The 23,031-nt window shown below is 39.8% G+C and carries 24 protein-coding genes and 1 other annotated feature; of the genes, 5 read left to right on the top strand and 19 right to left on the bottom strand.

Annotation, left to right across the window (positions count from 1 at the left end):
• Positions 1-114: 114 nt before the first annotated feature.
• From OZZ83_RS07825 to yfmF, 3 genes are all read right to left on the bottom strand, one after another.
• Entirely contained in the window at positions 115-1,038 is a 924-nt protein-coding gene (locus OZZ83_RS07825; protein WP_002310444.1) for a RodZ domain-containing protein, read from the bottom strand.
• Between the two features lie 367 nt (positions 1,039-1,405).
• On the bottom strand, positions 1,406-2,692 hold the full coding sequence (gene yfmH / locus OZZ83_RS07820) for an EF-P 5-aminopentanol modification-associated protein YfmH (protein WP_002320446.1): 1,287 nt from the start codon (positions 2,690-2,692) through the stop codon (positions 1,406-1,408).
• Complete coding sequence (gene yfmF / locus OZZ83_RS07815) at positions 2,685-3,953, bottom strand: EF-P 5-aminopentanol modification-associated protein YfmF (RefSeq protein WP_002310447.1); 1,269 nt, start codon at positions 3,951-3,953, stop codon at positions 2,685-2,687. Before yfmF ends, yfmH begins: the two co-directional genes overlap by 8 nt.
• Before the next feature lie 252 nt (positions 3,954-4,205).
• Between yfmF and mscL the strand changes: the two genes are divergently transcribed.
• A complete protein-coding gene (gene mscL, locus OZZ83_RS07810) occupies positions 4,206-4,667 on the top strand; it encodes a large conductance mechanosensitive channel protein MscL (protein WP_002310448.1) in 462 nt (153 codons plus the stop codon).
• Positions 4,668-4,724: 57 nt separating this feature from the next.
• Here mscL and OZZ83_RS07805 read toward each other — a convergent pair whose 3' ends face one another.
• From OZZ83_RS07805 to OZZ83_RS07750, 12 genes are all read right to left on the bottom strand, one after another.
• Positions 4,725-5,171, bottom strand: coding sequence for a GNAT family N-acetyltransferase (locus OZZ83_RS07805; protein WP_065772554.1), 447 nt, complete (start codon positions 5,169-5,171; stop codon positions 4,725-4,727).
• Between the two features lie 92 nt (positions 5,172-5,263).
• Positions 5,264-5,509, bottom strand: a complete 246-nt coding sequence (locus OZZ83_RS07800; protein ID WP_002287434.1) for a Veg family protein — start codon at positions 5,507-5,509, stop codon at positions 5,264-5,266.
• A 114-nt stretch (positions 5,510-5,623) separates the two neighbouring features.
• Entirely contained in the window at positions 5,624-6,202 is a 579-nt protein-coding gene (locus OZZ83_RS07795) for a sigma-70 family RNA polymerase sigma factor (RefSeq protein ID WP_002310450.1), read from the bottom strand.
• A 76-nt stretch (positions 6,203-6,278) separates the two neighbouring features.
• A complete protein-coding gene (locus tag OZZ83_RS07790; RefSeq protein WP_002293089.1) occupies positions 6,279-6,809 on the bottom strand; it encodes an NYN domain-containing protein in 531 nt (176 codons plus the stop codon).
• Between the two features lie 3 nt (positions 6,810-6,812).
• Entirely contained in the window at positions 6,813-7,673 is an 861-nt protein-coding gene (gene rlmB, locus OZZ83_RS07785; RefSeq protein ID WP_278023590.1) for a 23S rRNA (guanosine(2251)-2'-O)-methyltransferase RlmB, read from the bottom strand.
• On the bottom strand, positions 7,666-8,061 hold the full coding sequence (locus OZZ83_RS07780) for a Mini-ribonuclease 3 (protein ID WP_002316867.1): 396 nt from the start codon (positions 8,059-8,061) through the stop codon (positions 7,666-7,668). Before OZZ83_RS07780 ends, rlmB begins: the two co-directional genes overlap by 8 nt.
• Positions 8,058-9,470: a cysteine--tRNA ligase gene (cysS, locus tag OZZ83_RS07775; protein ID WP_002310455.1), complete on the bottom strand. Its 1,413-nt coding sequence runs from the start codon at positions 9,468-9,470 to the stop codon at positions 8,058-8,060. Before cysS ends, OZZ83_RS07780 begins: the two co-directional genes overlap by 4 nt.
• On the bottom strand, positions 9,467-10,003 hold the full coding sequence (epsC, locus tag OZZ83_RS07770) for a serine O-acetyltransferase EpsC (protein WP_002293094.1): 537 nt from the start codon (positions 10,001-10,003) through the stop codon (positions 9,467-9,469). The genes cysS and epsC overlap by 4 nt, the downstream gene beginning before the upstream one ends.
• An 82-nt stretch (positions 10,004-10,085) precedes the next feature.
• Positions 10,086-10,326, bottom strand: a binding site (T-box leader).
• Positions 10,323-11,783 (bottom strand): glutamate--tRNA ligase, encoded by a 1,461-nt coding sequence (gene gltX / locus OZZ83_RS07765; RefSeq protein WP_002293095.1) that lies wholly within the window; start codon positions 11,781-11,783, stop codon positions 10,323-10,325. Its footprint overlaps the feature before it by 4 nt.
• A 169-nt stretch (positions 11,784-11,952) precedes the next feature.
• Positions 11,953-13,110 carry a PIN/TRAM domain-containing protein gene (locus OZZ83_RS07760; RefSeq protein ID WP_002287448.1) on the bottom strand — a complete coding sequence of 386 codons (1,158 nt, stop codon included), beginning with the start codon at positions 13,108-13,110 and terminating at the stop codon, positions 11,953-11,955.
• Positions 13,111-13,143: 33 nt separating this feature from the next.
• Positions 13,144-14,514: a DNA repair protein RadA gene (gene radA, locus OZZ83_RS07755; protein ID WP_325066039.1), complete on the bottom strand. Its 1,371-nt coding sequence runs from the start codon at positions 14,512-14,514 to the stop codon at positions 13,144-13,146.
• A gap of 62 nt (positions 14,515-14,576) precedes the next feature.
• Positions 14,577-15,104, bottom strand: coding sequence for a dUTP diphosphatase (locus tag OZZ83_RS07750; RefSeq protein ID WP_002345653.1), 528 nt, complete (start codon positions 15,102-15,104; stop codon positions 14,577-14,579).
• 229 nt (positions 15,105-15,333) lie between these two features.
• On the opposite strand from OZZ83_RS07750, the gene proB reads away from it, so the two are divergent.
• From proB to OZZ83_RS07735, 3 genes are all read left to right on the top strand, one after another.
• The gene (gene proB, locus OZZ83_RS07745) at positions 15,334-16,140 is read left to right on the top strand and encodes a glutamate 5-kinase (RefSeq protein WP_002344833.1); all 807 of its coding nucleotides are present in this window, start codon (positions 15,334-15,336) and stop codon (positions 16,138-16,140) included.
• Complete coding sequence (locus OZZ83_RS07740) at positions 16,137-17,384, top strand: glutamate-5-semialdehyde dehydrogenase (protein ID WP_002310461.1); 1,248 nt, start codon at positions 16,137-16,139, stop codon at positions 17,382-17,384. The genes proB and OZZ83_RS07740 overlap by 4 nt, the downstream gene beginning before the upstream one ends.
• 75 nt (positions 17,385-17,459) lie before the next feature.
• Positions 17,460-17,804, top strand: a complete 345-nt coding sequence (locus OZZ83_RS07735) for a hypothetical protein (protein ID WP_002310463.1) — start codon at positions 17,460-17,462, stop codon at positions 17,802-17,804.
• Between the two features lie 116 nt (positions 17,805-17,920).
• Here the strand turns inward: OZZ83_RS07735 and OZZ83_RS07730 are convergent, their stop codons facing one another.
• Both OZZ83_RS07730 and OZZ83_RS07725 read right to left on the bottom strand, forming a co-directional pair.
• A complete protein-coding gene (locus tag OZZ83_RS07730) occupies positions 17,921-18,247 on the bottom strand; it encodes a hypothetical protein (protein ID WP_002344832.1) in 327 nt (108 codons plus the stop codon).
• Positions 18,248-18,742: 495 nt separating this feature from the next.
• The gene (locus OZZ83_RS07725) at positions 18,743-19,945 is read right to left on the bottom strand and encodes an MFS transporter (protein WP_002320448.1); all 1,203 of its coding nucleotides are present in this window, start codon (positions 19,943-19,945) and stop codon (positions 18,743-18,745) included.
• Positions 19,946-20,061: 116 nt separating this feature from the next.
• Between OZZ83_RS07725 and OZZ83_RS07720 the strand changes: the two genes are divergently transcribed.
• Entirely contained in the window at positions 20,062-20,577 is a 516-nt protein-coding gene (locus tag OZZ83_RS07720) for a PadR family transcriptional regulator (protein ID WP_002310468.1), read from the top strand.
• A 200-nt stretch (positions 20,578-20,777) separates the two neighbouring features.
• On the opposite strand, the gene OZZ83_RS07715 is transcribed toward OZZ83_RS07720, so the two are convergent.
• Positions 20,778-21,224 (bottom strand): DUF2798 domain-containing protein, encoded by a 447-nt coding sequence (locus OZZ83_RS07715; protein ID WP_002310470.1) that lies wholly within the window; start codon positions 21,222-21,224, stop codon positions 20,778-20,780.
• Positions 21,225-21,270: 46 nt separating this feature from the next.
• Positions 21,271-22,749 (bottom strand): ABC-F type ribosomal protection protein Msr(C), encoded by a 1,479-nt coding sequence (gene msr(C) / locus OZZ83_RS07710; RefSeq protein WP_002314314.1) that lies wholly within the window; start codon positions 22,747-22,749, stop codon positions 21,271-21,273.
• Between the last annotated feature and the right edge of the window lie 282 nt (positions 22,750-23,031).

Raw genomic sequence — 23,031 nt, 5'->3', positions numbered from 1 at the left:
ATTTTTATTGAAACTGATCTTTTGAAAATAATGAAGAAGGACCGCGACACAGATTTGTCACGATCCTTCTTTTTTATGCCACAAGTAAATAGATGAATAAACTCATTTGTACGATCACTCTGCGTATTGGAGAGTCAGGTTCACATTTTTAGGACTCTGATTGTTTTCCCCTGGATTAACTGGTACGGATTCTCCATTCGCTTTGATCGTCGCATTGCTTGCTGCACCGATCGTAATGGTCGCATTGGCCGCTGTTTCCGGTAACACGGTACTTTGTGTTTCATTTGCTGCCAGTGTTCCTTGATAAACATAAGCATTGTCTACTAGTACACCGATCCACACACGATTAACAGCGGTAAACTCAAGAGTGACAGGCTTGGTAGCATCTGTAATATTTACTGCGATGGCACTGCCGGAATCCTCTCCTGCAGCTATTGCCATTTTCTTTTCTTCACTTGATTCTGTTGTTGACTCTACTGTAGAAGACTCTTGGGTCTGCGTGCTTTGCTCTGAGGAAGAGGACTCCTCAACTGATCCTTCTACTTTGAGCGAAGAAGCTGTATCGCCGATTATTGGATCAGCTTGACGATCTTGCCAAGTCATATAGCCTACGACAACGACGATTGCCAAAGCGACCAATCCTAATAAAATGACAGGAAGACTTGTCCAAAAACGACTTGGATGCGATTCTTCTTGATGTATTGCTTTTCTGGAAGTACTTACTGTTTCAGGCTGCGGACGTTCAGGGACCGATCCTGTCAATTTGCTTTTTCCATCAAAAACATCGACTAAATGGTCTCCATCTTCTCCTACAGCTTCAGCGTATTGCCTAATAAACGCCCGTACGTAAAACTTACCAGGCAATTGATCAAAATCATCATTGTCGATTGCTTCCAAATAACGTTTTTGAATTTTTGTAATCTGCTGTAATTCATCTAAAGATATCTTTTTATTCAGGCGTGCTTGCCGTAATTTTTCTCCGATGGTTTCAAAAGCCACTCGTTCATCTTCTCCAGTCTGTTTGATTCTCCGAAGCATCTGCTGTTGCAACGAAAGACGTTATGTTTGGGGCTGTGACAAAAGTCGTGTCACAGTTCCTTTTTCCGTATAAACGGCGTTCCAGAAGTAGCTTCTTCGGCAATAAGCCGAAATTTCACAAAAATTTGAGAAGCAATTTTCGTCAATTCCTTCTTATTTCTTGAAGCTGACCACTTCTGTCACAACCTCTTTGATTACTTCGTTTAATTTTATTTTAATATAAGTTGATTAAAAGAGAGCATGATTTGTTTTATTTTCTCATTAATATTTCCAACACATCTAAGAATACCATAAAAGCTGGTTTTGGAGGAGGTTCTTGCTACAAGTCTAAAACGAAATTTAAGACTTTTCTCCATAAAACACTGGTTTATTTTGGTCTCATATAAAACTCACTGAAGGCCTCTTCACTTATAAATGCTTCTCCAGCTACCAGTACGTCTTTCATTTGGATCGAATCGATGATTTCAGGAAGATCAAATAATGTTCGATCACCAAATAAACTTTGCGTAAATTGATTAGCAATATATTCGATTGAATTCAATGATTGGAAATACTGTCCAAGCATTTTCTTCTTCAGCAAATCGAGATTCATTTCTGACACTTCAGGATCATCAGCGAATCCAAGAATGATTTCTTTGATTTTTTCTGCTGCTTTCTCTGGTTCATCCGTATCTCCGCTGAAGTCCGCAAAGTGAAATTCACGATCCAAGCTGAATTCAAAACCAAAGCTGTCATCGATAATTCCTTGATTGTACATAGCTAAATAGTTTCGAGAAGTATTACCTAAAATCATTTGGAACAACAGATTAATAGCTGTTTTATAACGTAGTAGTTCTGTTCCTTCTTGCGGCAATGTGTCTAATCCTTTAATACCAAGTACAAATTTATTTCGTGTAATGGCTGCTTCCAATGCACTTTGTTTGATGATTTCTTTTGTGTTTTCTGGGAAATAACGTACAATTTCTTGCTTTGGCGGGAAATTTTTTTCTTCTTGGTTTTCCCGAATAAGTTTCATCAATTTCTCAGGCTCCATCTTACCAACTACAAATAAAACCATATTGCTTGGCTGATAAAACGTCCGATAGCACGTATACAAATCTTGAGCTGTGATTTTGTCGATACTTTCAACCGTGCCCGCAATATCGATATGCAACGGGTGTGTAGGATACAAGTTATTTAGGATACCAAAAAACATCCGCCAGTTAGGGTCGTCTTCATACATTTGGATTTCCTGACCAATGATTCCTTTCTCCTTGTTTACAGTTTCTTCTGTAAAGTAAGGTGCTTGTACAAAGTCGATCAGGGTCGTCAGATTCTTTTCTACCTGATCAGTCGTAGAGAACAGGTAACTAGTTTTCGTGAAACTCGTGAAAGCATTAGCGGAAGCACCTTGCTGTCCAAATAATTGAAAGACATCACCGTCTTCTTTTTCAAACAGCTTGTGTTCTAAGAAATGAGCGATGCCATCTGGGACTTTCACTTTTTCTTTTTCACCATAAGGAATAAATTCGTTATCGATCGAACCATAATTCGTACTGAACAAACCATATGTCTTGTGATAGTCGTTTTTAGGTAACAAATACACGGTCAAACCGTTTGGCAGTACTTCATGATAAAGCGTTTCATTGATTTGCTCATATTCTGTTTTATTCATTTGCATTTCCTCCTGCTAAAAAGAAGATTGCTTGCAATTCGATTTGCTCAGCTACTTGTTGTATCTCTTTGATCGTTACACTCTCCATACGTTTCAACCATTCTTCATCAGATAATTTTGTTTCCGGCAGCCAGCTGTCCAAAAAAGAAGCTTCGATTGCCGCTTGCGGAGAGTCTAGAGAAAGCAGGTATTGGTTTCTTAGCATCGCTTTTGTCTGAGCTAGTTCCAAATCTGTTATTTCACCGTTTCGCAAACTTTCTAATTGCTCGTGAATCAGGCGAAGTACTTGATTTCGGTTTTTTTCGTCGATACCAGTCTGGACACTCATGAACCCTCGGAATGTATCCACGCTGCTAGAGGCATAATAAGCTAGACTTTCTTTCTCTCTCACATTCATGAACAGTTTGGAGTGAGGAAACCCGCCAAATAAACCGTTGAAGACCATTAGCGCAAAACGTTCTGGCTCATCATAATACACATTTGTCTGATAAGCTAGATTCAGCTTTGCTTGAACGATTGGCTCACGGACTTGTCGTTCCTTGACGATATTCACTTGAGGCTGAGTATAAAACAATTCTGGATGAGCTGTTTCACGCGGCTCAAATGGTAATTGCCCAACAGCTTCGGCTGCTTTGTCCGGATCAACATCGCCGACAACAAAAATGTCAATTTGATCGTTCGCCATCATTTCTTGATAGTAAGCCGCTAGTGAGCGAGCAGTGATTTTGTCTAGTTCTTCCACTACGCCTAAACTTGGGATTTTTTGTTCCGGGCTGTTTTCAAAATAAAGTTCTTGCAGTGCATAGGAAGCAAAAGTTTGTTTATCTTCCTTCAAACTTTCCAAATAGAGACGCAGATTGTTCTTTTCCAAGTCAAACGTCAACTGATCAAACTGTTGATTTTTGATATTTGGATAAAATAAAACCTCTTTTAAAAAATCCACCGCTTGAGAGAAAAGGTTAGGATCATTGACATATTCGCCGTTCACAAAGCTGATTCCTGCGTTTAGCCAATGCAAGTTCCCTTTTTTTCTTACTGATAGTCCGAAGCTTGCACCATAAAGCTCAGCAAGTTTCGCACTTAACTTTGTCTGATCCGGATAATTCAAACTATTTGTTTCCAACATACTGCTGAGTAGTGAACGTTTTGTAATGACTTCTTGTTGCAGACGTGCCGTAAAACGGATAAAAATCCGAATCGTTTTGTATTGTTTTGTTGGTAAGACATGAAGATTCACGCCTTCTGCCAATTGATACACCATATTTATATGCTCCTTTTCATAGATGATTGCCCCTTACTCTTTTAGTAGGACAATCGGCCTTTTTTACTTATGCATCTGCTTGAAATATATATAAGTTCAGACAATTCGCCGATTTTTCTAAATGATGTTACACTTTATAGTATAGCATAGAAGTTTTTTATCAAAAGGGACAGACAGCTAAAAGCGTATATCGTTTTTTTATTTTTTATTTTTCGATATACTAAAGACATACAAAAGAAGGGAGGGTCATTCATGATAAAAGAATTCAGAGAGTTCATCATGCGTGGAGATGTCTTGGATCTTGCTGTCGGTGTTGTTATCGGGAGTGCGTTTACAAGTATCGTAAACCAAGTGGTGCAAGGATTAATCACTCCGCTAATTGGTTGGATTGTCGCTATGATCACAGGAACTTCTGATTTAGAAGGAGCACTTTCAATTCTTGACTGGTCGCCGACAAAAGGTGTCACATTTGCGTTTGGTAACGTTATTAGTGCTATCATTACATTCCTGATTACTGGTTTTGTCTTATTCTTAGTTGTCAAAGCGGCAAACCGTGCGAAGAATTTACGCGCCAAAGAAGCAGAAGAAGAAGTGGAAGAAGCACCTACTGCAGAAGATTATCTTAGTGACATACGCGATCTTCTTGCCAAACAAGTGGCAGAAGACAATACGCATCCGGTAGAGCAAACAAATCTTTCAGATACTTCTAAATAATGAAGAATCTAAAAAAAGAAAGCCGATTTTCAGTGTCGGCTTTCTTTTTTTAGATTCTTAACTTGTTACCTGTTCTTTTTTCATGTCGATATGCGGAATATCATCTTCCAAATACACATCTGAGATTGCCTTGAATCCAAAAGACTCATAAAAGGCCTGTAGATATTCTTGTGCACCGATCACAATTGGTTTTTCTGGAAATTTTTTCTGGATCATGTTGATCGTTTCTTGGACAATCTTTCTTCCTAAGCCGTCTTTACGGTTATTTTGATGAACAAGAACGCGACCAAAATGGATGCTGTCTGCTTCTTCATATACCCGCGTGTAGGCAAGGATCTTCCCATCAGTATCTTGGAAATACGTATGCCAAGCTTGTCCATCGATATCATCAACTTCTTGATAAGGGCACTGTTGCTCCACAACAAAGACTGCAATCCGTTCTTTGACGATTGCATAAAACTCTGCTGTCGACAATTCTTCAAATTTCTTTACCTGATATTCCACTAAGTAAACGCCTCCTACTTTTTTATTATTAGCATACCGATTCATACACAAAAAAGCAAACGAACCTTACGAATCTCAGGCTCGTTTGCTTTTTAAACTGCTTCAGTTAAAAATTCGATCTCAACTGTTCGAGTAAGTACATCTGAATAGCTGTAAGATACTCGTTCAAAAGAATTTTCTTCAGGATCCAAGTCAACAACGAATACTGAAGGATAGGTTTCTGTTAAAACGCCGCGGCGTTCTGTTTGACGCTTTCTTCCTGTCTGAGCAACCAACATGATTGGGCTGCCGATACGACCTTCTAAATCTTTCTTGATTGAAGCTAAAGTTGTTGGCATACAGTTCACCTCTACTACCAACTATACCACATATTTTTAAAATTTTCAAGTTTACCATAAAAAAAAAAGAAATGCAATAAAAATAAATAAGAAGCTCATTAAGATTTTTCTAAATTATTCCTCATTATAAAATTTCAAGTGTTTTTTTATTTTGAGTTTTACCCTTCCATATGCACTCATCACTTGCTTGTGATCCATTGACAACCATTCAGCCATCTCCGCAAAATCAACCCCTTGCATGTAATAATGAAAAATTTGTGCTTCTTTTTTTGAAAATCGGATCTCGCAATTTTCGATTGCTTCTTTTAACAAAAGATGCTGAATCGCTAAAGGTTCCTGCAAGGTAATCTCTGCTAAAAAATCTGGTCCTTCTGTCTCTATTTTTTGGTCGATCGAGACTTCATCTTTTTGGTCACGGCGCTTCAGCGCGTTCTGTTTTCTCAATAAAGAATAAATTTGATTGCTTATAATACTTTTATAATAACTTCCAAAGCTAACTCCTTTGCTTTTTTCGTAAGTTCTCAATGCCTGATATAAAGCGATCCTCGCTTCTTGTTCCCAATCCTCAGTAACATAATTTCTTAAATAATAAGTGTTTTTCAAACGTAGTAAGAGTGGAAAATATTTTTGATACAGGGCAGCAAATGCTTCTTCGTCACCATTACGTGCAGCGCGCAATAACTCCTCAGACATAAAATAATTCCTCCATAAATTCGTTTATGGAGGAATCTTATCATCAATGATTCATCGAACTGATTAGAACGATATGTTATTTATTTTTTCTCATTAAATCGTCCAATTTTTGGGACAATTTTTTTAACTGCTCTTCATTCCACGGAGAATTACGTCGGAAATCAACAAAATGCATATCTTTATTTTCTTGGGCTATTGTTTTTTCCGTTTTTTTAATCGTTTTATATAATTCATAAGCAGAAGTCCGCAACGCCCCCTGAGAAAAAATCATCCACTGTTCTGCTAGATCGCTTGTCGCCACTGTTACTTGTGTCAAACGATCATTCAGCTGCCCAGCGATTCTTTCGATATAACTGTCAGCCGTTTCATCTTCTTTCGTAAAAACAACATCCAACTGATATTTCCTATAATTTTGCTGGATGCCTGGTACTAATTGAGCATCGAAGACAACGATGACTTCCAGTCCTTCATATTTCGCATAATTTGATAAACGATGCAAAAGAGCTTCTCTTGCATCTGCCATTTTGTCCTGCTTTTTAAGCTGGACCAGTTCCGGCCACGAACCGATCATGTTGTAGCCATCTACAATCAACAGCTGTTTTTTCATGACCTACTCCCCCTGACGTTGGGAAAAAGCCTGATACATCAGCAATCCAGCGGCAACACTGGCATTTAAACTTTGGACGTGCCCAGTCATTGGAATCGTCAGTAATTCATCCATTTCTTTTTTCAATCCTGGACTCATTCCTTTGCCTTCATTACCAATGACTAAAGCAATGGATCCTTTGGCATTCCATTTTTGGAAGTTTGTGCCGGTCATATCTGTGCCAAATACCCAAAATCCTGTCTCTTTGAGCTGTTGCACAGCTTGTACCAAATTCGTCACACGTGCAACAGGCACATATTCCACTGCACCAGTGGAAGTCTTTGTTACGATAGGCGTGATTCCAACTGCTCGGTGTTTTGGTATGATCACACCATCGACGCCACTTGCGTCTGCTGTCCGTAAAATCGACCCAAAATTGTGTGGATCTTCGATGCTATCCAAAATCAAAAAGAAGGGGGCTTCTTTTTTCTCTTTTGTTCGTTCAATCAGTTGGTCAAGGGATAAATATTCATAAGGTGTAATCGCAAGAACGACTCCTTGATGCACGCCATGATCGCTCAAAGTTTCTAACTTTTGTTTAGGGACCCATTTGACCGGTACAGCTTGCTCACGTGCGATTTCTTTCAGTTCTTCTACTTTTTCTCCTCGTGAATCTTCTTGAAGAAAGAGTTTATTCCCTCGCCCTTGTTGTAGCGCTTCTACTGCGGCGTGGTGTCCAAAGACGAAATTATCTTCTAATGCTTCTTCATTTTGATCAGAAACTGACTGATTTCGTCCAGTTTGCTTTTTATTTGGATATCTATTTTGTTTTTTGTCTTCAAATCCACGTTTCGATTGATGTTTGTTTGTTCTTTCTTTACCCATTTTTTTCACCAACTTTCTGAATACACCAGCGGATCAATTCTTCCATCCGCTCGGTTTGTTTTGTCAAATGCAGATAGCCCATCAGTGCTTCGAATCCTGTTGCGACCCGGTAAGTCGTAACATCAGCATTTTTTGCACTCGTATGGCTTTTGGCATTTCTTCCTCTGCGATAATAAAGCTCTTCTTCTTCTGTCAAAAGATGTTCCTCCAGCATTTGCTGAATCAAAAAAGCTTGTGCATTTGCAGAAACATAATTCGTTGCCGCACGATGCAACTTATTGGGTTTTGTTTCTCCTTGATTGATCAGGTGGTCACGAACATAGATTTCGTAAATCGCATCACCCACGTAAGCCAGGGCTAAACCGTTCAATTGTGTGTAATCTCTCATGCTTCTCTTCTCCATCGGGTTCCTTGGGGTGTATCTTCTAATAAGATCCCTTTTTCTTTCAACAAATCACGGATTTCGTCGCTTCGGGCAAAATCACGATTGCTTCTTGCTTGATTTCGTTCTTCGATCAATTGTTCAATCTCTTCATCCAATAATTCTTCTGCTGTAAATAAAATACCGAAGATCGAAAGCCATTGCGAGAATAAAGCTTCTCCCTGTGCCAAGACAGCGGCAGAAACTTCCGCTTGGTCTAGATAAGTGTTCAGCCATTTAGCAAGCTCATAGACCACTGTGATCCCATTTGCTGCATTAAAATCATCATCCATTTCTTCGATGAATCGCTGTTCCAAATTTTCTAACAAAGTGATTTTATCCGCATCATCTGCCAAATTCTCTGAGGCAGTTTCTTGGCGGAATTTCAAATTGTCAAACGTATTCTTCAGTCGTTGTAAATTGGTGGCTGCTTCTTTCATCGTCGTTTCACTGTAACGGATCGGACGACGGTATTGTGTGGTCGCCATGAAGAAACGCAAGACTTGTGGATCAACGTTTTGGATCATTTCATGTACAGTGATGAAATTCCCTAGAGATTTACTCATTTTTTCATCGTCTTCGCCAATCGTTACATAGCCATTGTGCATCCAGTAATTAGCGAATTTTTTCCCTGTTTTCGCTTCACTTTGTGCGATTTCATTTTCGTGATGAGGAAATTCCAAATCTTGCCCACCACCATGGATATCGATCGTTTCGCCTAAATGTTTTGTCGCCATGACGGAACATTCGATGTGCCAACCGGGACGCCCTTTGCCCCATGGTGAATCCCAAGAAATCTCGCCTGGTTTTGCTTGTTTCCATAAAGCAAAATCTAATGGGTCTTCTTTTTGCTGCTGTTCTTCACCAGTACGCTGACTTGCGCCGACTTCCAATTCATCGATGGATTGGTCACTTAATTTCCCATAGTTTTCAAATTTACGGGTACGGTAATACACATCACCTGAAGATTCATAAGCATAGCCTTTTTCAACCAACACTTGAATAAATGCTAAAATATCTGGCATATGGTCCATGACTCTTGGATGCAGTGTAGCAGGCTCGACATTCAACGCTTTCGTATCTTCTTCAAATGCTCGGATGAAACGATCAGCGACTTCTGGTGCTGTGATGCCTAATTCGTTTGCTGTACGGATGATTTTATCGTCTACATCCGTGAAATTCGATACGAAATCGACTTTATAGCCTCGATATTCAAAATAGCGTCGAATCGTATCGAAAGCAATGGTGCTACGAGCATTTCCAATATGGATATAATTATACACAGTCGGTCCGCAGACATACATACCGACATGTCCCTTTTGTATAGGGATGAATTCTTCTTTTTTTCTGGTCAATGTATTGTAGATTTTTATCATTCTGATCTCCTCACTTTTTCTCCTTTGATTCGAACGACTTTTGCTGGTACTCCTACTGCTGTAGCGTCGTCTGGAACATCTTTCAACACAACGGCACCTGCGCCGATTTTTGCGTTTTTTCCGATCGTTACCGGTCCTAATATCTGCGCATTCGCAGAGAGCATGGCTCCTTGTTTGACCGTTGGGTGTCTTTTACCTGTTTCTTTTCCCGTACCGCCTAATGTTACGCCATGGAACAAAATCACATCATCCTCGATTTCTGCGGTTTCGCCAATGACGATCCCCATTCCATGGTCGATGAACACACCTGTTCCAATCGTTGCTCCTGGATGGATTTCAACACCTGTCAGGAAACGCCAAAATTGAGCATTGATCTTCGCCAATAAAAAGAGCCGATGCTGATATAAAAAATGAGAGAAACGATGCCAAAACAAGGCATGAAAACCGGGATAGGTCAAAACGATCTCCGCTGTCGAACGTGCAGCCGGATCGTTTCTCTTTGCTGCATCAATCGCTCGGGCAAACCAACTCATGACTTTCCACTCCTTTCGTAAGTATTTTATGTAGGAAAACAGCTTATAAAGAAAAGAAGCGCCTTTTAAATAAGTTTCCTTATCAAAAGACGCTTTCCGCGTGGTTCCACTTTTCTTCATAATCAACGATTATCTCTAACAGCTAACGCCTGTTATACGTTCTTGGCTACTTCGTTTCCTGTAAAACAGTTTTTCCTGTTTTCTGTGTTTTCGCCAAGACCACTCCCAGAGGCATTTCGGCAACTATTCATTGACGCCTTGCACCACCCGGCATCTCTCTTGTAATGATCAGCTGCTTACTTTTTTCTGTTCATCGTGTTTAGTTCAGTACTTGATTTAAATGTGCTAATGATTTTTCACGACCAAGCAATTCGATCGTTTCAGGCAATTCTGGGCCATGCATTTGTCCTGATACAGCTACACGGATCGGCATGAAAAGATTTTTCCCTTTTACGCCAGTTTCTTTTTGAACAGCTTTGATGGCAGCTTTTACAGTTGGAGCATCTACTACTTCCATTTGTTCTAGCTGTGCTTTAAATGCGTGGAGAACAGTAGGAACTGTTTCACCAGCAAGTACTTCTTTTGCTGCTTCATTCAATACTGGATGTTCATTGAAAAATAGCGTAGACAGATCAACGATTTCTGCAGCATAGCTCATTTGAGGTTGATACAGGCTAACGATCTTCTTCACCCATTCGATTGTCTTTTCATCTGGGTTTTCTGCTACACGTCCGTCAGCGATTAGATAAGGCAGACACATGTCAGTAAATGCATCTAGATCCATTGCTTTGATGTAATGGTTGTTTACCCATTGCAGTTTTTTCGCATCGAAAGCTGCGGGTGATTTACTTAGGCGTTTTGGATCGAACATTTTGATCAATTCTTGGTGTTCGAAGATTTCGTCTTCGCCCACAGGTGACCAGCCCAATAATGCAATAAAGTTGAACATTGCATCTGGTAGATAACCTAATTCGCGATATTGTTCGATAAATTGTAAGATTGATTCGTCACGTTTGCTTAGTTTTTTGCCTGTTTCACTGTTGATGATCAACGTCATATGTCCGAATGTTGGTGGCGTCCAGCCAAATGCTTCATAGATCATCAGTTGTTTTGGTGTATTGGCAATATGGTCATCTCCACGTAAAACGTGAGTGATTTTCATCAAATGGTCATCGACCGCAACAGCAAAGTTATAGGTTGGCATACCATCGCGTTTTTGGATGACAAAGTCGCCGCCGATATTATCGGATTCGAACGAAATAGCGCCTTTTACCATATCTGTAAATGCGTATTCTGTATTGCGAGGCACACGGAAACGTACAACAGATTCTAGACCTTGTGCTTCTTTTTCTGCTTGTTCTTCAGGTGTCAAGTTCGCACATGTTCCTGCGTAATGAGGCATTTCTCCTCTTGCGCGTTGTGCTTCCCGTTCTGCTTCTAATTCTTCTTCTGTGCAATAGCATTTGTATGCTCGATTGCTAGCAAGCAGCTGATCAATCAGCGGTTGATAGATTTCTTTACGTTCAGATTGACGGTAAGGGCCGTATTCTCCAGGATTTTCAGGAGATTCATCCCAATCCATTCCCAACCAAGCAAGGTTTTCCAACTGGCTTTTTTCGCCATCTTCGATATTACGTTTTTGGTCAGTATCCTCAATACGAATAATAAAGTCTCCATCATTGTGGCGGGCAAACAAATAATTGAACAATGCAGTTCTTGCATTTCCAATATGCAGATGCCCAGTTGGACTTGGTGCATAGCGTACGCGTACTTTCGTCATTTTCTTCCTCTTCTTTCAAACTAGACTTTGACTAACAGTAAAAATTCCGTCAGTTACGGCTTCTCAAATATCATTTATTTAAAGCCACTCAGCACAAATTTTACCTTTTCTAAGGTAAATAGTAAAGCCAACTGGTTGAATTTCCTTACCAGTTGGCTGAATTTCTTTTTTATTTTGATTGTTTTGTCTTTTTCTCTGTCTCTTTTTTATTGTCGATCCCTCGTCCTGCATGGGCAGGTTTAGCAAAGATCATGCGTCCAGCAGCTGTTTGAAGAGCGCTTGTCACAACAACTTCGATACGTTCATTCATGTAATGCTGTCCATCTTCTACTACAACCATCGTGCCATCATCAAGATAGGCTACCCCTTGTTGGCGTTCTGTTCCGGCTTTTACTACTAGAACATTCATCGTTTCGCCAGGAATGACGACTGGTTTCACGGCATTTGCCAACGCATTGATATTAAGAACAGGTACATTTTGGAATTCAGAGACTTTATTCAAGTTATAGTCATTGGTTACGATGACACCGTCTAAAAGCTTGGCTAATTTGATCAACTTGCTGTCTACTTCGCTGATATCTTCAAAGTCTCCATCGTACATTTCGACAGATATACCTTCTTCTTTTTGCAAAGCATTTAGGATATCTAATCCGCGACGACCACGCACACGTTTCAAACTATCCCCTGAGTCCGCGATGTATTGTAGTTCGTAAAGAACAAAATTAGGGATCATCAAGGTTCCTTCTAAAAATCCAGTCTTTGTAATATCATAAATCCGACCATCAATAATCACACTTGTATCCAAGATTTTATATTTATGGAAATTTTCTCCTGATTTTCGTTCTAACAGTTGGCTCTCCACTTGGCTAGCTGTTTCTTGCTCGATTTTTTTGCTTCGTGAACCAAAGACTTTCTTCCATTCTTCGATTCGTGTCGTTCCCATTCTCAATCCCAAATAACCTAAGATGATCATCAGTAAAATCGGCAATACACTATTGACGAATGGAATTTCCATATTGTAAAGAGGGGTTGAGATCACAACGCCTAAAGTCAATCCGATGATCGCACCGATCGCACCGAAGAGAAGATAAGTCAAGCTGACCTCGCTTAGTTTTTGTTCTACTTGTTTGATAATAGCTGAGATATGTTTGGCCAACAGCAAAGATAATAAAAAGAAAATAAGTGCGCCTAACAAACTGTTGGTAAATGTATTATTCAGCCACCCATTTGACTGTTGACCGATTGCCTGCCAAGCTGAGGGTAAAAATGAAATACCCAAGCTTGCGCCGACAATGATCATCAGCAACGTAATGACACGTTTTTGCATCGTTTTTCCTCCGTTTCGACAATCATTTATTATTTAGTGGAACACACGCTTCAACGTTTCAGCCAAAGTTGCTACTCCAACGATCTCGATTCCTTTTGGCGCTTCCCAGTTGCCTAAGTTGTTTTTAGGCAGGTAAACTTTTGTGAAGCCGAGTTTTTGGACTTCTTTGACCCGTTGTTCAATATGACTGACACGTCTGATTTCTCCAGTCAGTCCGATTTCACCGATGAAACATTCCGTCGGCTGTGTTCCTTTTTCTTTGTAGCTTGAAGCAATACTGACAGCGATAGCTAAATCAATCGCTGGTTCATTTAATTTTACCCCACCTGCAGCTTTTAAGTAAGCATCTTGATTCTGAAGAAGTAGTCCAGCTCTTTTTTCCAGCACTGCCATGATTAGAGATACACGATTGAAATCAAGACCTGTTGTTGTTCGCTTAGCATTTCCGAACATAGTAGGTGTGACTAATGCTTGGATCTCTACCAAAATTGGGCGTGTTCCTTCCATTGCTACAACGATAGCAGAGCCAGTCGCACCGTCTAGGCGTTCCTCCAAGAAAATCTGTGAAGGGTTAGCGACTTCTTCCAATCCATGCTCATGCATTTCAAAAATCCCAATCTCGTTCGTTGAGCCAAATCGGTTTTTTACCGCTCGTAAAATTCGGAAACTATGATGTTGTTCACCTTCAAAATATAACACTGTATCCACCATATGCTCTAACATTCTTGGACCGGCGATCGAACCTTCTTTCGTAACATGACCGACGATAAAAATGGTAATTCCATTCGTTTTAGCGATTTTGAGTAATTCTGCAGTGGTTTCTCTTACTTGGCTGACGCTTCCTGCCACACTTGTGATGTCTGGCTGCGTCATCGTTTGGATGGAATCAATAATAACATAATCAGGGGAGATATGTTCGATGGCACGACTGATTTCATTCATATCTGTTTCAGCGTATAGATAAAATTCTGTGTTGATACTTCCGAGGCGCTCCGCGCGTAATTTTATCTGTTCTGCGCTTTCTTCGCCGGATACATACAAGACTTTCCCGCCTATGGCTGCTAATTGTTGAGAAACTTGTAACAGCAAAGTGGATTTACCAATACCTGGATCTCCACCAATCAAGACCATGGATCCCGGAACCACGCCTCCACCTAGCACACGGTTCAGTTCTTCTAATTTCGTTTTGACCCGAGGTTCTTTTTTAGGGACGACGTCTGCGATTTTTGTTGGTTTCGCTTTTTCTCCTGTCAAACTTGTCCGCATTCTGCGGTCTGTTGTATCTTGTTCGATTTCTTCGACCATCGTATTCCATTTTCCGCAATTTGGGCAGCGTCCCAAGAACTTAGGCGACACATACCCGCAATTTTGGCAAACAAATTGTACTTTTGATTTTTTTGCCATTGTACCGCCTCCTCTTATTCTAACCATGAGACATTAAATCAAGCTTAAATTTCTTTATCGTTTTATTTACTGGAAGAACCAAATCCGCCTTGACGTTGAGCAGTCGGTTGATCTTGATCTGCTTTTAAAAATGGCAAGAAGATCCCTTGACCGATACGCTCACCTTTCTTGATCACTACATCCTTGAAACCAAAGTTGGTGAATTGGAACATGATATGTCCTTCATTTGCCTCATTATTGTAATAATCACTGTCAATCACACCTACGCCGTTCGTCAACACTAAAAACCGCTTCAACGGATTGCTTGAACGGTTAGCAAGCTGCAAAAATTCATCTTCTCCCATGTAGGCTTTGACCCCAGTAGGCACAAGGATCGGTTTTAACTGTTTTTCATTTTCTGATACGTCTTTTTTCAATGCATCTGCGATTGTTTCCAATCCTTTTTTCCAGCCTGCTTTCCAGATACTTGGAATCACGACCTCTTCTGCTGCTTCAAAATCATAGCCAGCAGCATGATGTGTAGCGCGCTGCGGTAGATTGATATTTTGCTCTTTATATTTAGAAATAACTTCAAATCCTCTTTTTCTCACCGGTTTTCCTCCCTAAATAAACTACTCCTATTCTAACATATTCGAGGCTATAAAAGACTCTCTTTACAAATTCTTCAAGAAATTCTGCTATCCTAAAGTCAACCATTAACGCGTTCTTTTACCGAACAACTGCAAGTTGTACAAAAAAACTATTTTTTACATGACTTTACTCGTCAAAACAAGTAGAATAGAACGAAATTAATGAGTGGATATTTGATTGAGGTGTCACATGCGTAAAGAAATAAAAAATGCAAAACGAATTATTGTCAAAGTAGGAACAAGTACATTGATCTATCCCAATGGAAACATCAATCTTGCAGCGATCGATCAGTTAGCTTTTGTCCTTTCCGATCTTAGAAATCGTGGAAAGGAAGTGATCCTAGTCTCATCAGGGGCTGTAGGCGTCGGTATGCATAAATTACATTTGTCAGAACGTCCGACTTTGATCCCTGAACAGCAAGCGGCGGCGGCTGTTGGCCAAGCCGAATTGATGAATATCTATAATCAAAGATTCAGTGTATATAATCAGCAGACAGCACAAATCCTCGTGACAAGAGATGTGGTAGATTACCCTGAAAGTCGTAAAAATGTGAGGAATACATTGGAACAGCTTTTGATCATGGATACGATTCCTATTGTGAACGAAAACGATACTGTCGCAGTAGATGAATTAGATCATCTGACCAAATTTGGTGATAATGATCAGCTGTCAGCAATCATGGCAAAACTTGTCGCGGCAGACCTTTTGATCGTTCTTTCTGATATCGACGGTTTTTATTCAGATAATCCGGCTACAAATCCCGAGGCTCAGATGTATCGCTATATCGATAAAATCGATGAAAAGATTCTGGCACAAGCAGGTGGTGCAGGTAGCACCTTTGGAACAGGCGGTATGCAAAGTAAATTAAAAGCAGCTTCTAGGATATTTGAAGCAAACAGTGCAATGATTCTAGCAAATGGGAAAAATCCGGCAATCATTTTTGATATTCTTGCAGGAAAAGAAGTAGGTACTTTATTTAAGGAGGACTTGAAATGACTGATTTGATGCAATTAGGGCAACAGGCAAAAGATAGTGCGCAACAACTAGCACTTATGCCTACAAACCGTAAAAATGAGCTACTTGTTCAGATGGCGAAAACCATCAAAAAGAATCAACAGGCAATCATCGAAGCAAATCATAAGGACTTAGAAAAAGCAGTCGAAAACAATATCAGTGAAACGATGCAAGACCGCTTACAACTGACACCTGAGCGAATCAATGCCATGGTTGCAGAGATCGAAAAGATTGCTTCGTTAGACGATCCTATTGGAAAAGTAGATGAGATGTGGACGAACACCGACGGATTGAGAATCGGCAAAAAGCGCGTGCCCCTCGGCGTGATCGGTATCATTTACGAATCTCGTCCAAATGTCACGACTGATGCAGCCAGTCTAGCGTTCAAATCAGGAAATGCCGTTATCCTTCGCGGTGGCAAAGAAGCATTCTTCTCGAATCAATTACTGGTCCAACTATTGCAGCAAGTATTGCTTAGTGCTGGCGAATCTCCTTATGCCATCCAGTTTGTCGATGATACTTCTCATGAAACTGCAGAACAATTGATGCGATTGACAGAATACTTAGATGTGCTGATTCCTCGAGGCGGAGCAAAATTGATTCAACGAGTCAAAGAACAGGCAACGGTACCTATCATTGAAACAGGTACAGGAAATAATCACGTATACATCGATAAAGAAGCACAGTTGTCTATGGCAGTGAAAATCATTGTCAATGCAAAAGCTTCCCGTCCTTCTGTCTGCAACGCGGCAGAAACATTACTGATCCATTCTGAGATCGCCCCCTTTTTCTTACCAGCCATTGAAAAAGAACTGGTAGAACACGGCGTCTCTTTACGTGCGGATGCTCGTGCGTTAGAATATCTAGAGACAGCTGCTTTAGCAGAAGAGGCAGATTGGGATACTGAATATCTGGATTATATCCTTGCCGTCAAAGTAGTCGATTCTTTAAGCGAAGCAATTGCGCATATCAACCGACATAACACCAAGCATTCAGAAACAATCGTGACAGATAGCTATTCGGCTAGTCAGCGTTTCTTGAATGAAGTGGACGCGGCGGCTGTCTATGTCAATGCCTCCACTCGTTTTACAGACGGATCGGTATTTGGTTTTGGTGCAGAGATCGGTATCTCTACTCAAAAGTTGCATGCCCGTGGTCCAATGGGGTTAAATGAATTGACTTCCACAAAATATATCATTTATGGCGATGGACAAATCCGCGAATAATGTTTCGTGTGAAACATTATTCCCGCCTTTTGCCTTTTTACTGTAAAGGTTCTATCCAATTAGAAAGGTGTCAATATGTTTGAAATTTTAATGATTTTTTTTATTTACCTTATTTCTCTGAATATCGCTGCTTTTCTAGGAGTCGGTATTTTATCCCTTTTTTTTCAGTTCAAAAAACGAAGCATAGGGGGTCAACGGGAAAAATGGGCGCAGTATTTTGACAAAATTGGTCCAAAAGGTTTGGTTGCTCGCTTACACATCAGCTACATGGTTGCATTATGCCTGTTAGCTGGAGTCAATTACTATTCTTTTTTCGATCATTCAATTGCCTATACGATTACGTTGCTGATTGCTGGGATCTTTCACTTATCTTATAAATATCAGCTGAATAAAAACCACTTGAATCGGACTTTCCGCTAAAAAATGTCCGTATGATAAGTAGGGTGCCTTGAACACCGGCAAAAAACTGCCGAACTTTTTAGGGGCTTTGACAAAGATTTTGTCAAAGCCCCTTTTCCCATATAAACGGTGTTCTCCTACCAGCTGCCTGGTAAATCTGTTTCCTCTTCGTTAAGAAGCGAAAATCCGTCAAATGTTTCGCCATCATAATAACGAAGCAGCTCATCCATGGACAAGTCCATCGTTTTTTCTTTTTCTTCTTCCGCTGATTCTGCCAATAGCTGTTCCCGATACATCTGATATATACCAGCTATTTTTTTCTGCATCGCTTTTCTAGTTTCACCTTCCGCGTTGATCATTGGCAATTCTTTGATATAGCCACGATAAATCAACCGATCATCTAAAAATTCAATGGGTAATTCAACGAGTGTCAACCCGACTTCCTGAAAATATTCTTCCAGCATCTATTATCCCCCCATTCTTTTTCTTAAATGAATTTTAGCTTACCTACTAAAAATTTTCCAGTTACATTATTTTGAGAAAAAAAAGGAATGTGACACGATTTTTGTCACATTCCCTTTTTCCAAATAAACGGTGTTCAAAAGCCAGTTTCTCGGTATTAAGCCAAATTTATGCAAAAATGTAGAAAGCCATTTTCACAAAATTTTTCTTAATACTTGAAACTAAACGACTTTTTCACAACCTCTTCCTTAAACGGTGTTCGCCTGCCAACTCCTCGGTCACAAGTCACGATATTCAACAAACATGAGAAACTGTTTTTTGAAATTGTTCCTTGTGACTCGGAGCTGAACGGCAGCCTTACGACCTCTTGATAAACGGTGTTCAAAAGATTGCATCTGCGGTAATAAGTCCAACCAAACGAAAAATAGGAGGAGCTGTTTTTGTTTGGCTGTTCTTATGATTTGAGGCAGGACAGCTTTTTCACAACCTTTAGTTTCTTATTTTTCTTCATTTGTAGCAAAATAATTACGGTGATAAATGATACAACATACACTGATAAGAACAATGGCACCTGCAAAATAAAACGCATAGCTTTCACCAATATGTTCGCCGATCACACCTGCAATAAATGGTGCTAAAGCTCCACCGAAAAAGCGGACAAAACTATAGCTGGAAGAAGCAACGTTTCGTTGCAGACCGGGTATTTCCATAGCAATCGTCGTCAACAATGTATTAATGATCCCTTGGAAAAATCCTGCTAACACAATACTGATCGGTACAAGGACTGGCATAGAAGTACCAGCTCCTAATAACAGCAAACAAATAATGAATAAGACAAATGCAGCTAAAATCGTCCGATAAGTCGTAAACTTCCGCTCAAGAGCCGGTGCAACGAAAATCGAAGCAATAGCCAGAAGCACACCCCAGCCAAAAAATACAAAACCGACCTCTAATTCAGAATAGCCAATCAATAAAAATGGCGCATATGCAAGTAAAGTAAAGAATCCGAAATTATATAACAATGCGATCAGTCCAACTGAACGAAGTTTATGATTGCTTAACGCTTTGACACCTTCCCAAAGGCCTACTTTTCTCTTTGGTTTCTCAGTTTCAGGTAAAAGTACCGCTAGGGCTATAAAACCGCAAAACATCAAAAATGCTACCCCAAAAAATGGATAACGCCATGAACCACTGCCCAAGACTCCACCTACTAGAGGACCAACTGCCATTCCGCAGCCAAGTGCTGCTTCATACATCATGATTGCTTTTTCTGTGTTACCGACTAAAATACTGACGATCGTTGCTAGAGCAGTAGAGACAAATAAAGCATTCCCGACACCCCAGCCAGCACGTAACCCAATCAACATACCGATATTGCCAGATAATCCACCAAGACCAGCGAATACAACGATGATAAACAATCCGGTCATCAATGTTTTTTTCAAGCCAATCCGACTAGATAAGAAACCTGTAAATAGCATCACCACACCAGTGACTAGCATGTAACTAGTAAATAACAGGGTCGTTTCAGCTGGCGTAGCGTTTAACTGTGCAGCAATCGTTTTTAAAATCGGGTCTACCAGGCCCACTCCCATAAAAGCGATCATACAGGTAGCTGCTACAACTAGCGCCGAACTTTTCCCCTTTGTTTCTTCATTTGTTTGTTCTTGTATATCTATTTGATTCTCCAATATTTCCATCCCTTTCTCTCTATTAGCATCATACATGATTTATTTTACATGTCAATATGCACATGTAAAACATGGAAACTTTACTGTGATATAATAAAGAAAATAAGACGAGAGGTAGGATTTTTATGAATACTTTAGCCTATATATTATTATGCGTGCTTTTATCCAAACCGCGTTCTGGGTATGAATTGAAGCAGCTGATCACGATTTTTTGGGAAGCTCATCACAGTCAAATCTATACGACGCTTGCTAAGTTAGACCAACAGGGTTATGTGACCGTTTTGGACAAAGACGAGCATTCTCAAAAAAAGATCTACCACTTGACTGATGAAGGACGTGCCCTTGTAGAGGAATGGATCAAAGAGGAGACCCCAGCTCCTACGCAAAAAGATGAATTTTTAGCAAAAATCTATGCTTTTTCGACACTCGACAAAACAACAGCTACTGGACTGCTATTCACTAGAGAACAACAACTGAACAAAATCATGCAAAAAAATCAAAAAAAATTGAATGACCTCTCGCTAGACAAGAGACAAGAATTTGGACGTTATGTTGTGATCCAGCGTCGAATCATGCTTTGTCAGCAGGAACTCCAATGGTGTCAGCAAGTAAGAGAACAAATGCAGCCGTTTTTTGAGTAATGGATAAACAGAACCTTTCTAGATTTATCTATTAAGCAACGAATCATCTTCACTAAAAGAACGATACAGCTGAAAAAGAAAAACGATCCGAAAGACAGGCAAAAACCTATCGTTCGGATCATTTTTCTTTCTAGAACTGCATTGAAGGAACTGTGACAAAAAGCAGGTCACAACCTTTTTTTCAAATAAACAGTGTTCCATTATTCATTGCTTTGAATGGCTTTCAACACACTTCTTGAAAGTGGGCCAACGATAATCAACTGCAACGGTAAAGCGGCAATCACATTCATTTTCCAAGCATTCATATAAGCAGAGAATAATTGATCAGGTATTCCTTGTTCCATGATCACACCAAACAAAGACATACATGTGACCATTCCTAAAACCATCAAGCAGGAAATAGTTAAGATCATTTGGATCTTGCTTTCTGGATTTACTGGTAGTTTAAAGGCAATTTTTTTCGCCAGCACACCGATGATGAAGACATCCAAAATGAAAGCCACCACGAATCCAGGCACTAGACCAATCAATAAACTTGATAAATGAAGATCTTGATGCAACCATAAATTATACGCGCTCATTCCCAAGACCATCAAAAAACACATCATTGTTGTAAAAATTATTCCTTCTTTTTTATTTGTAGGCAATCTGTACCACTCCTTTAAATTTGTCACGAAAATCATCGTAGCACATTTAAAAATTTCTCGTAAGTACTTTTTTTATTTTCTGCCCTTTTATTTCATAAACTTCATCAGCCGTACGCTCGACAAAGTAGGAATCATGTGAAGTAAACAAAATCGTTCCCGGATATACTTGCATCAGCTGCTCTAAAGCTTCGATCGTTGCCACATCAATGAAATTAGTCGGTTCATCTAACAGCAACACATTACTTGGCTTAGTAAAAAGCAAAGCAATCGTCAAACGAGTCGCTTCTCCCCCACTTAACGTACACAACGGTTTCGTCAGAGTTTCCTGAGCAAACCCTAAATGATTCAACAAACTGCGGACAAGTGATTCCGAAAACTCTGTTTGTCTCATGACAAAACGAATGACGGATTCTTCAGATGTCATTTGATAATCCTTTTGCTGATATACTTGAAAGCTTACTTTCGGAGAGAGAAGGATTCCTTCTCCTTGTTTGCGGATATGTTCCAATAAAGTTGTCTTACCTGATCCATTTTCGCCGACAATCGCGATTTTTTTACCTAAAGAAAATTGAAAATCGCTATTTATCAGTAATGTTCTTCCGCTTCTTTCCAATTGGATATTTTGTCCCATGATTGGATAACGATTGTGGAGTTCAAGAGATTTTGGTACTGGAAAACGGATTTGTTTCATCTGTTGCGGTTTGGTTGTTTCTCCTATTTTTTGGAGTCTTCTCTCTAATGTTTTCGTATTCTTTTGGATGGCTTTTTGTACACTGTCTTTTTGTTTAGAGGAAGACAACCGATCCGGTCTGATTTGTTGCTTTTTCTTTTTACTGGACACTTTTTCTAACTTTTCCGCTTGTTTTTTCTTTTCTTGGATCGATTTTTCCAATCGTTTTTTCTCTTTCATGATCGACTCTGCTTCTCGTAGCTGAGTCTTTTTCTCCAATTCCCTTTGAGTGAGATAGGCACTATAATTCTCCGGAAACTCTCGGATTTCTCCGTCTTTTACTTCCCAGACTTTCGTTGCCAACTCATCTAGAAAATAGCGGTCATGACTAACAAAAATCAGCGTGCCATAATAATAACGAAGCTCTTCAATTAGTCGATCCATACTTTTTCTATCTAGATGGGTTGTCGGCTCGTCTAGAAGCATCCCTTGTTCATAAGAAGAAAGAAGACGTATCAACTCGATCTTTCGTTCTTCCCCTCCACTCCATTTCCGTTCCGAAGTTTCTTCCAGTTTCAACTGGAAATGACTGGCTAATTCCAAATTTAGGTCCTTTGCCTCAGCAAGATAGGTTAATTGAGGCAGATAGTTGAAAGTGATCTCTGTTTGGATTTTCCCTTGATTGGGGATAAGTTCACCGACTATCAGTTTCAGCAACGTTGTTTTACCGACTCCATTTTCCCCTATGATTCCTATCCGATCTTGCTGATAGACACGAAGAGAATCAATAGATAATTCTAACTGGTTACCAAAACGAACTTGCAGGTTTGTTATATTTACTGCTAAATTTTCCATATGTTTTACACTCCTATTTCATGTAAAACAACAATATCGATACTAAAAAAGAGCAGAAAAATCTGTTTGCAAAAAAACTGCATAACATCTTTTCCTACTCTGAACGAAATAACTATGACTAAATCATCAAATCTGTCATAGCTTTCACCTATTCTACTGTCGTTCGAAAAAATGGACATACTCCACCCATGAAATTGTTGTTTATACATGTCTTTTGAATTTATTTAGTTGTTATTCAAAAGTTCAAAACGTAATTTCATCGATGCAGTCATTTTTCCGACC

It is taken from the genome of Enterococcus sp. E5-162, from assembly GCF_035725965.1.
GTDB lineage: Bacteria > Bacillota > Bacilli > Lactobacillales > Enterococcaceae > Enterococcus_B > Enterococcus_B lactis.
Note: the sequence above shows the minus strand (reverse complement) of the source record. Positions and strands in the feature narration are given on the sequence as shown.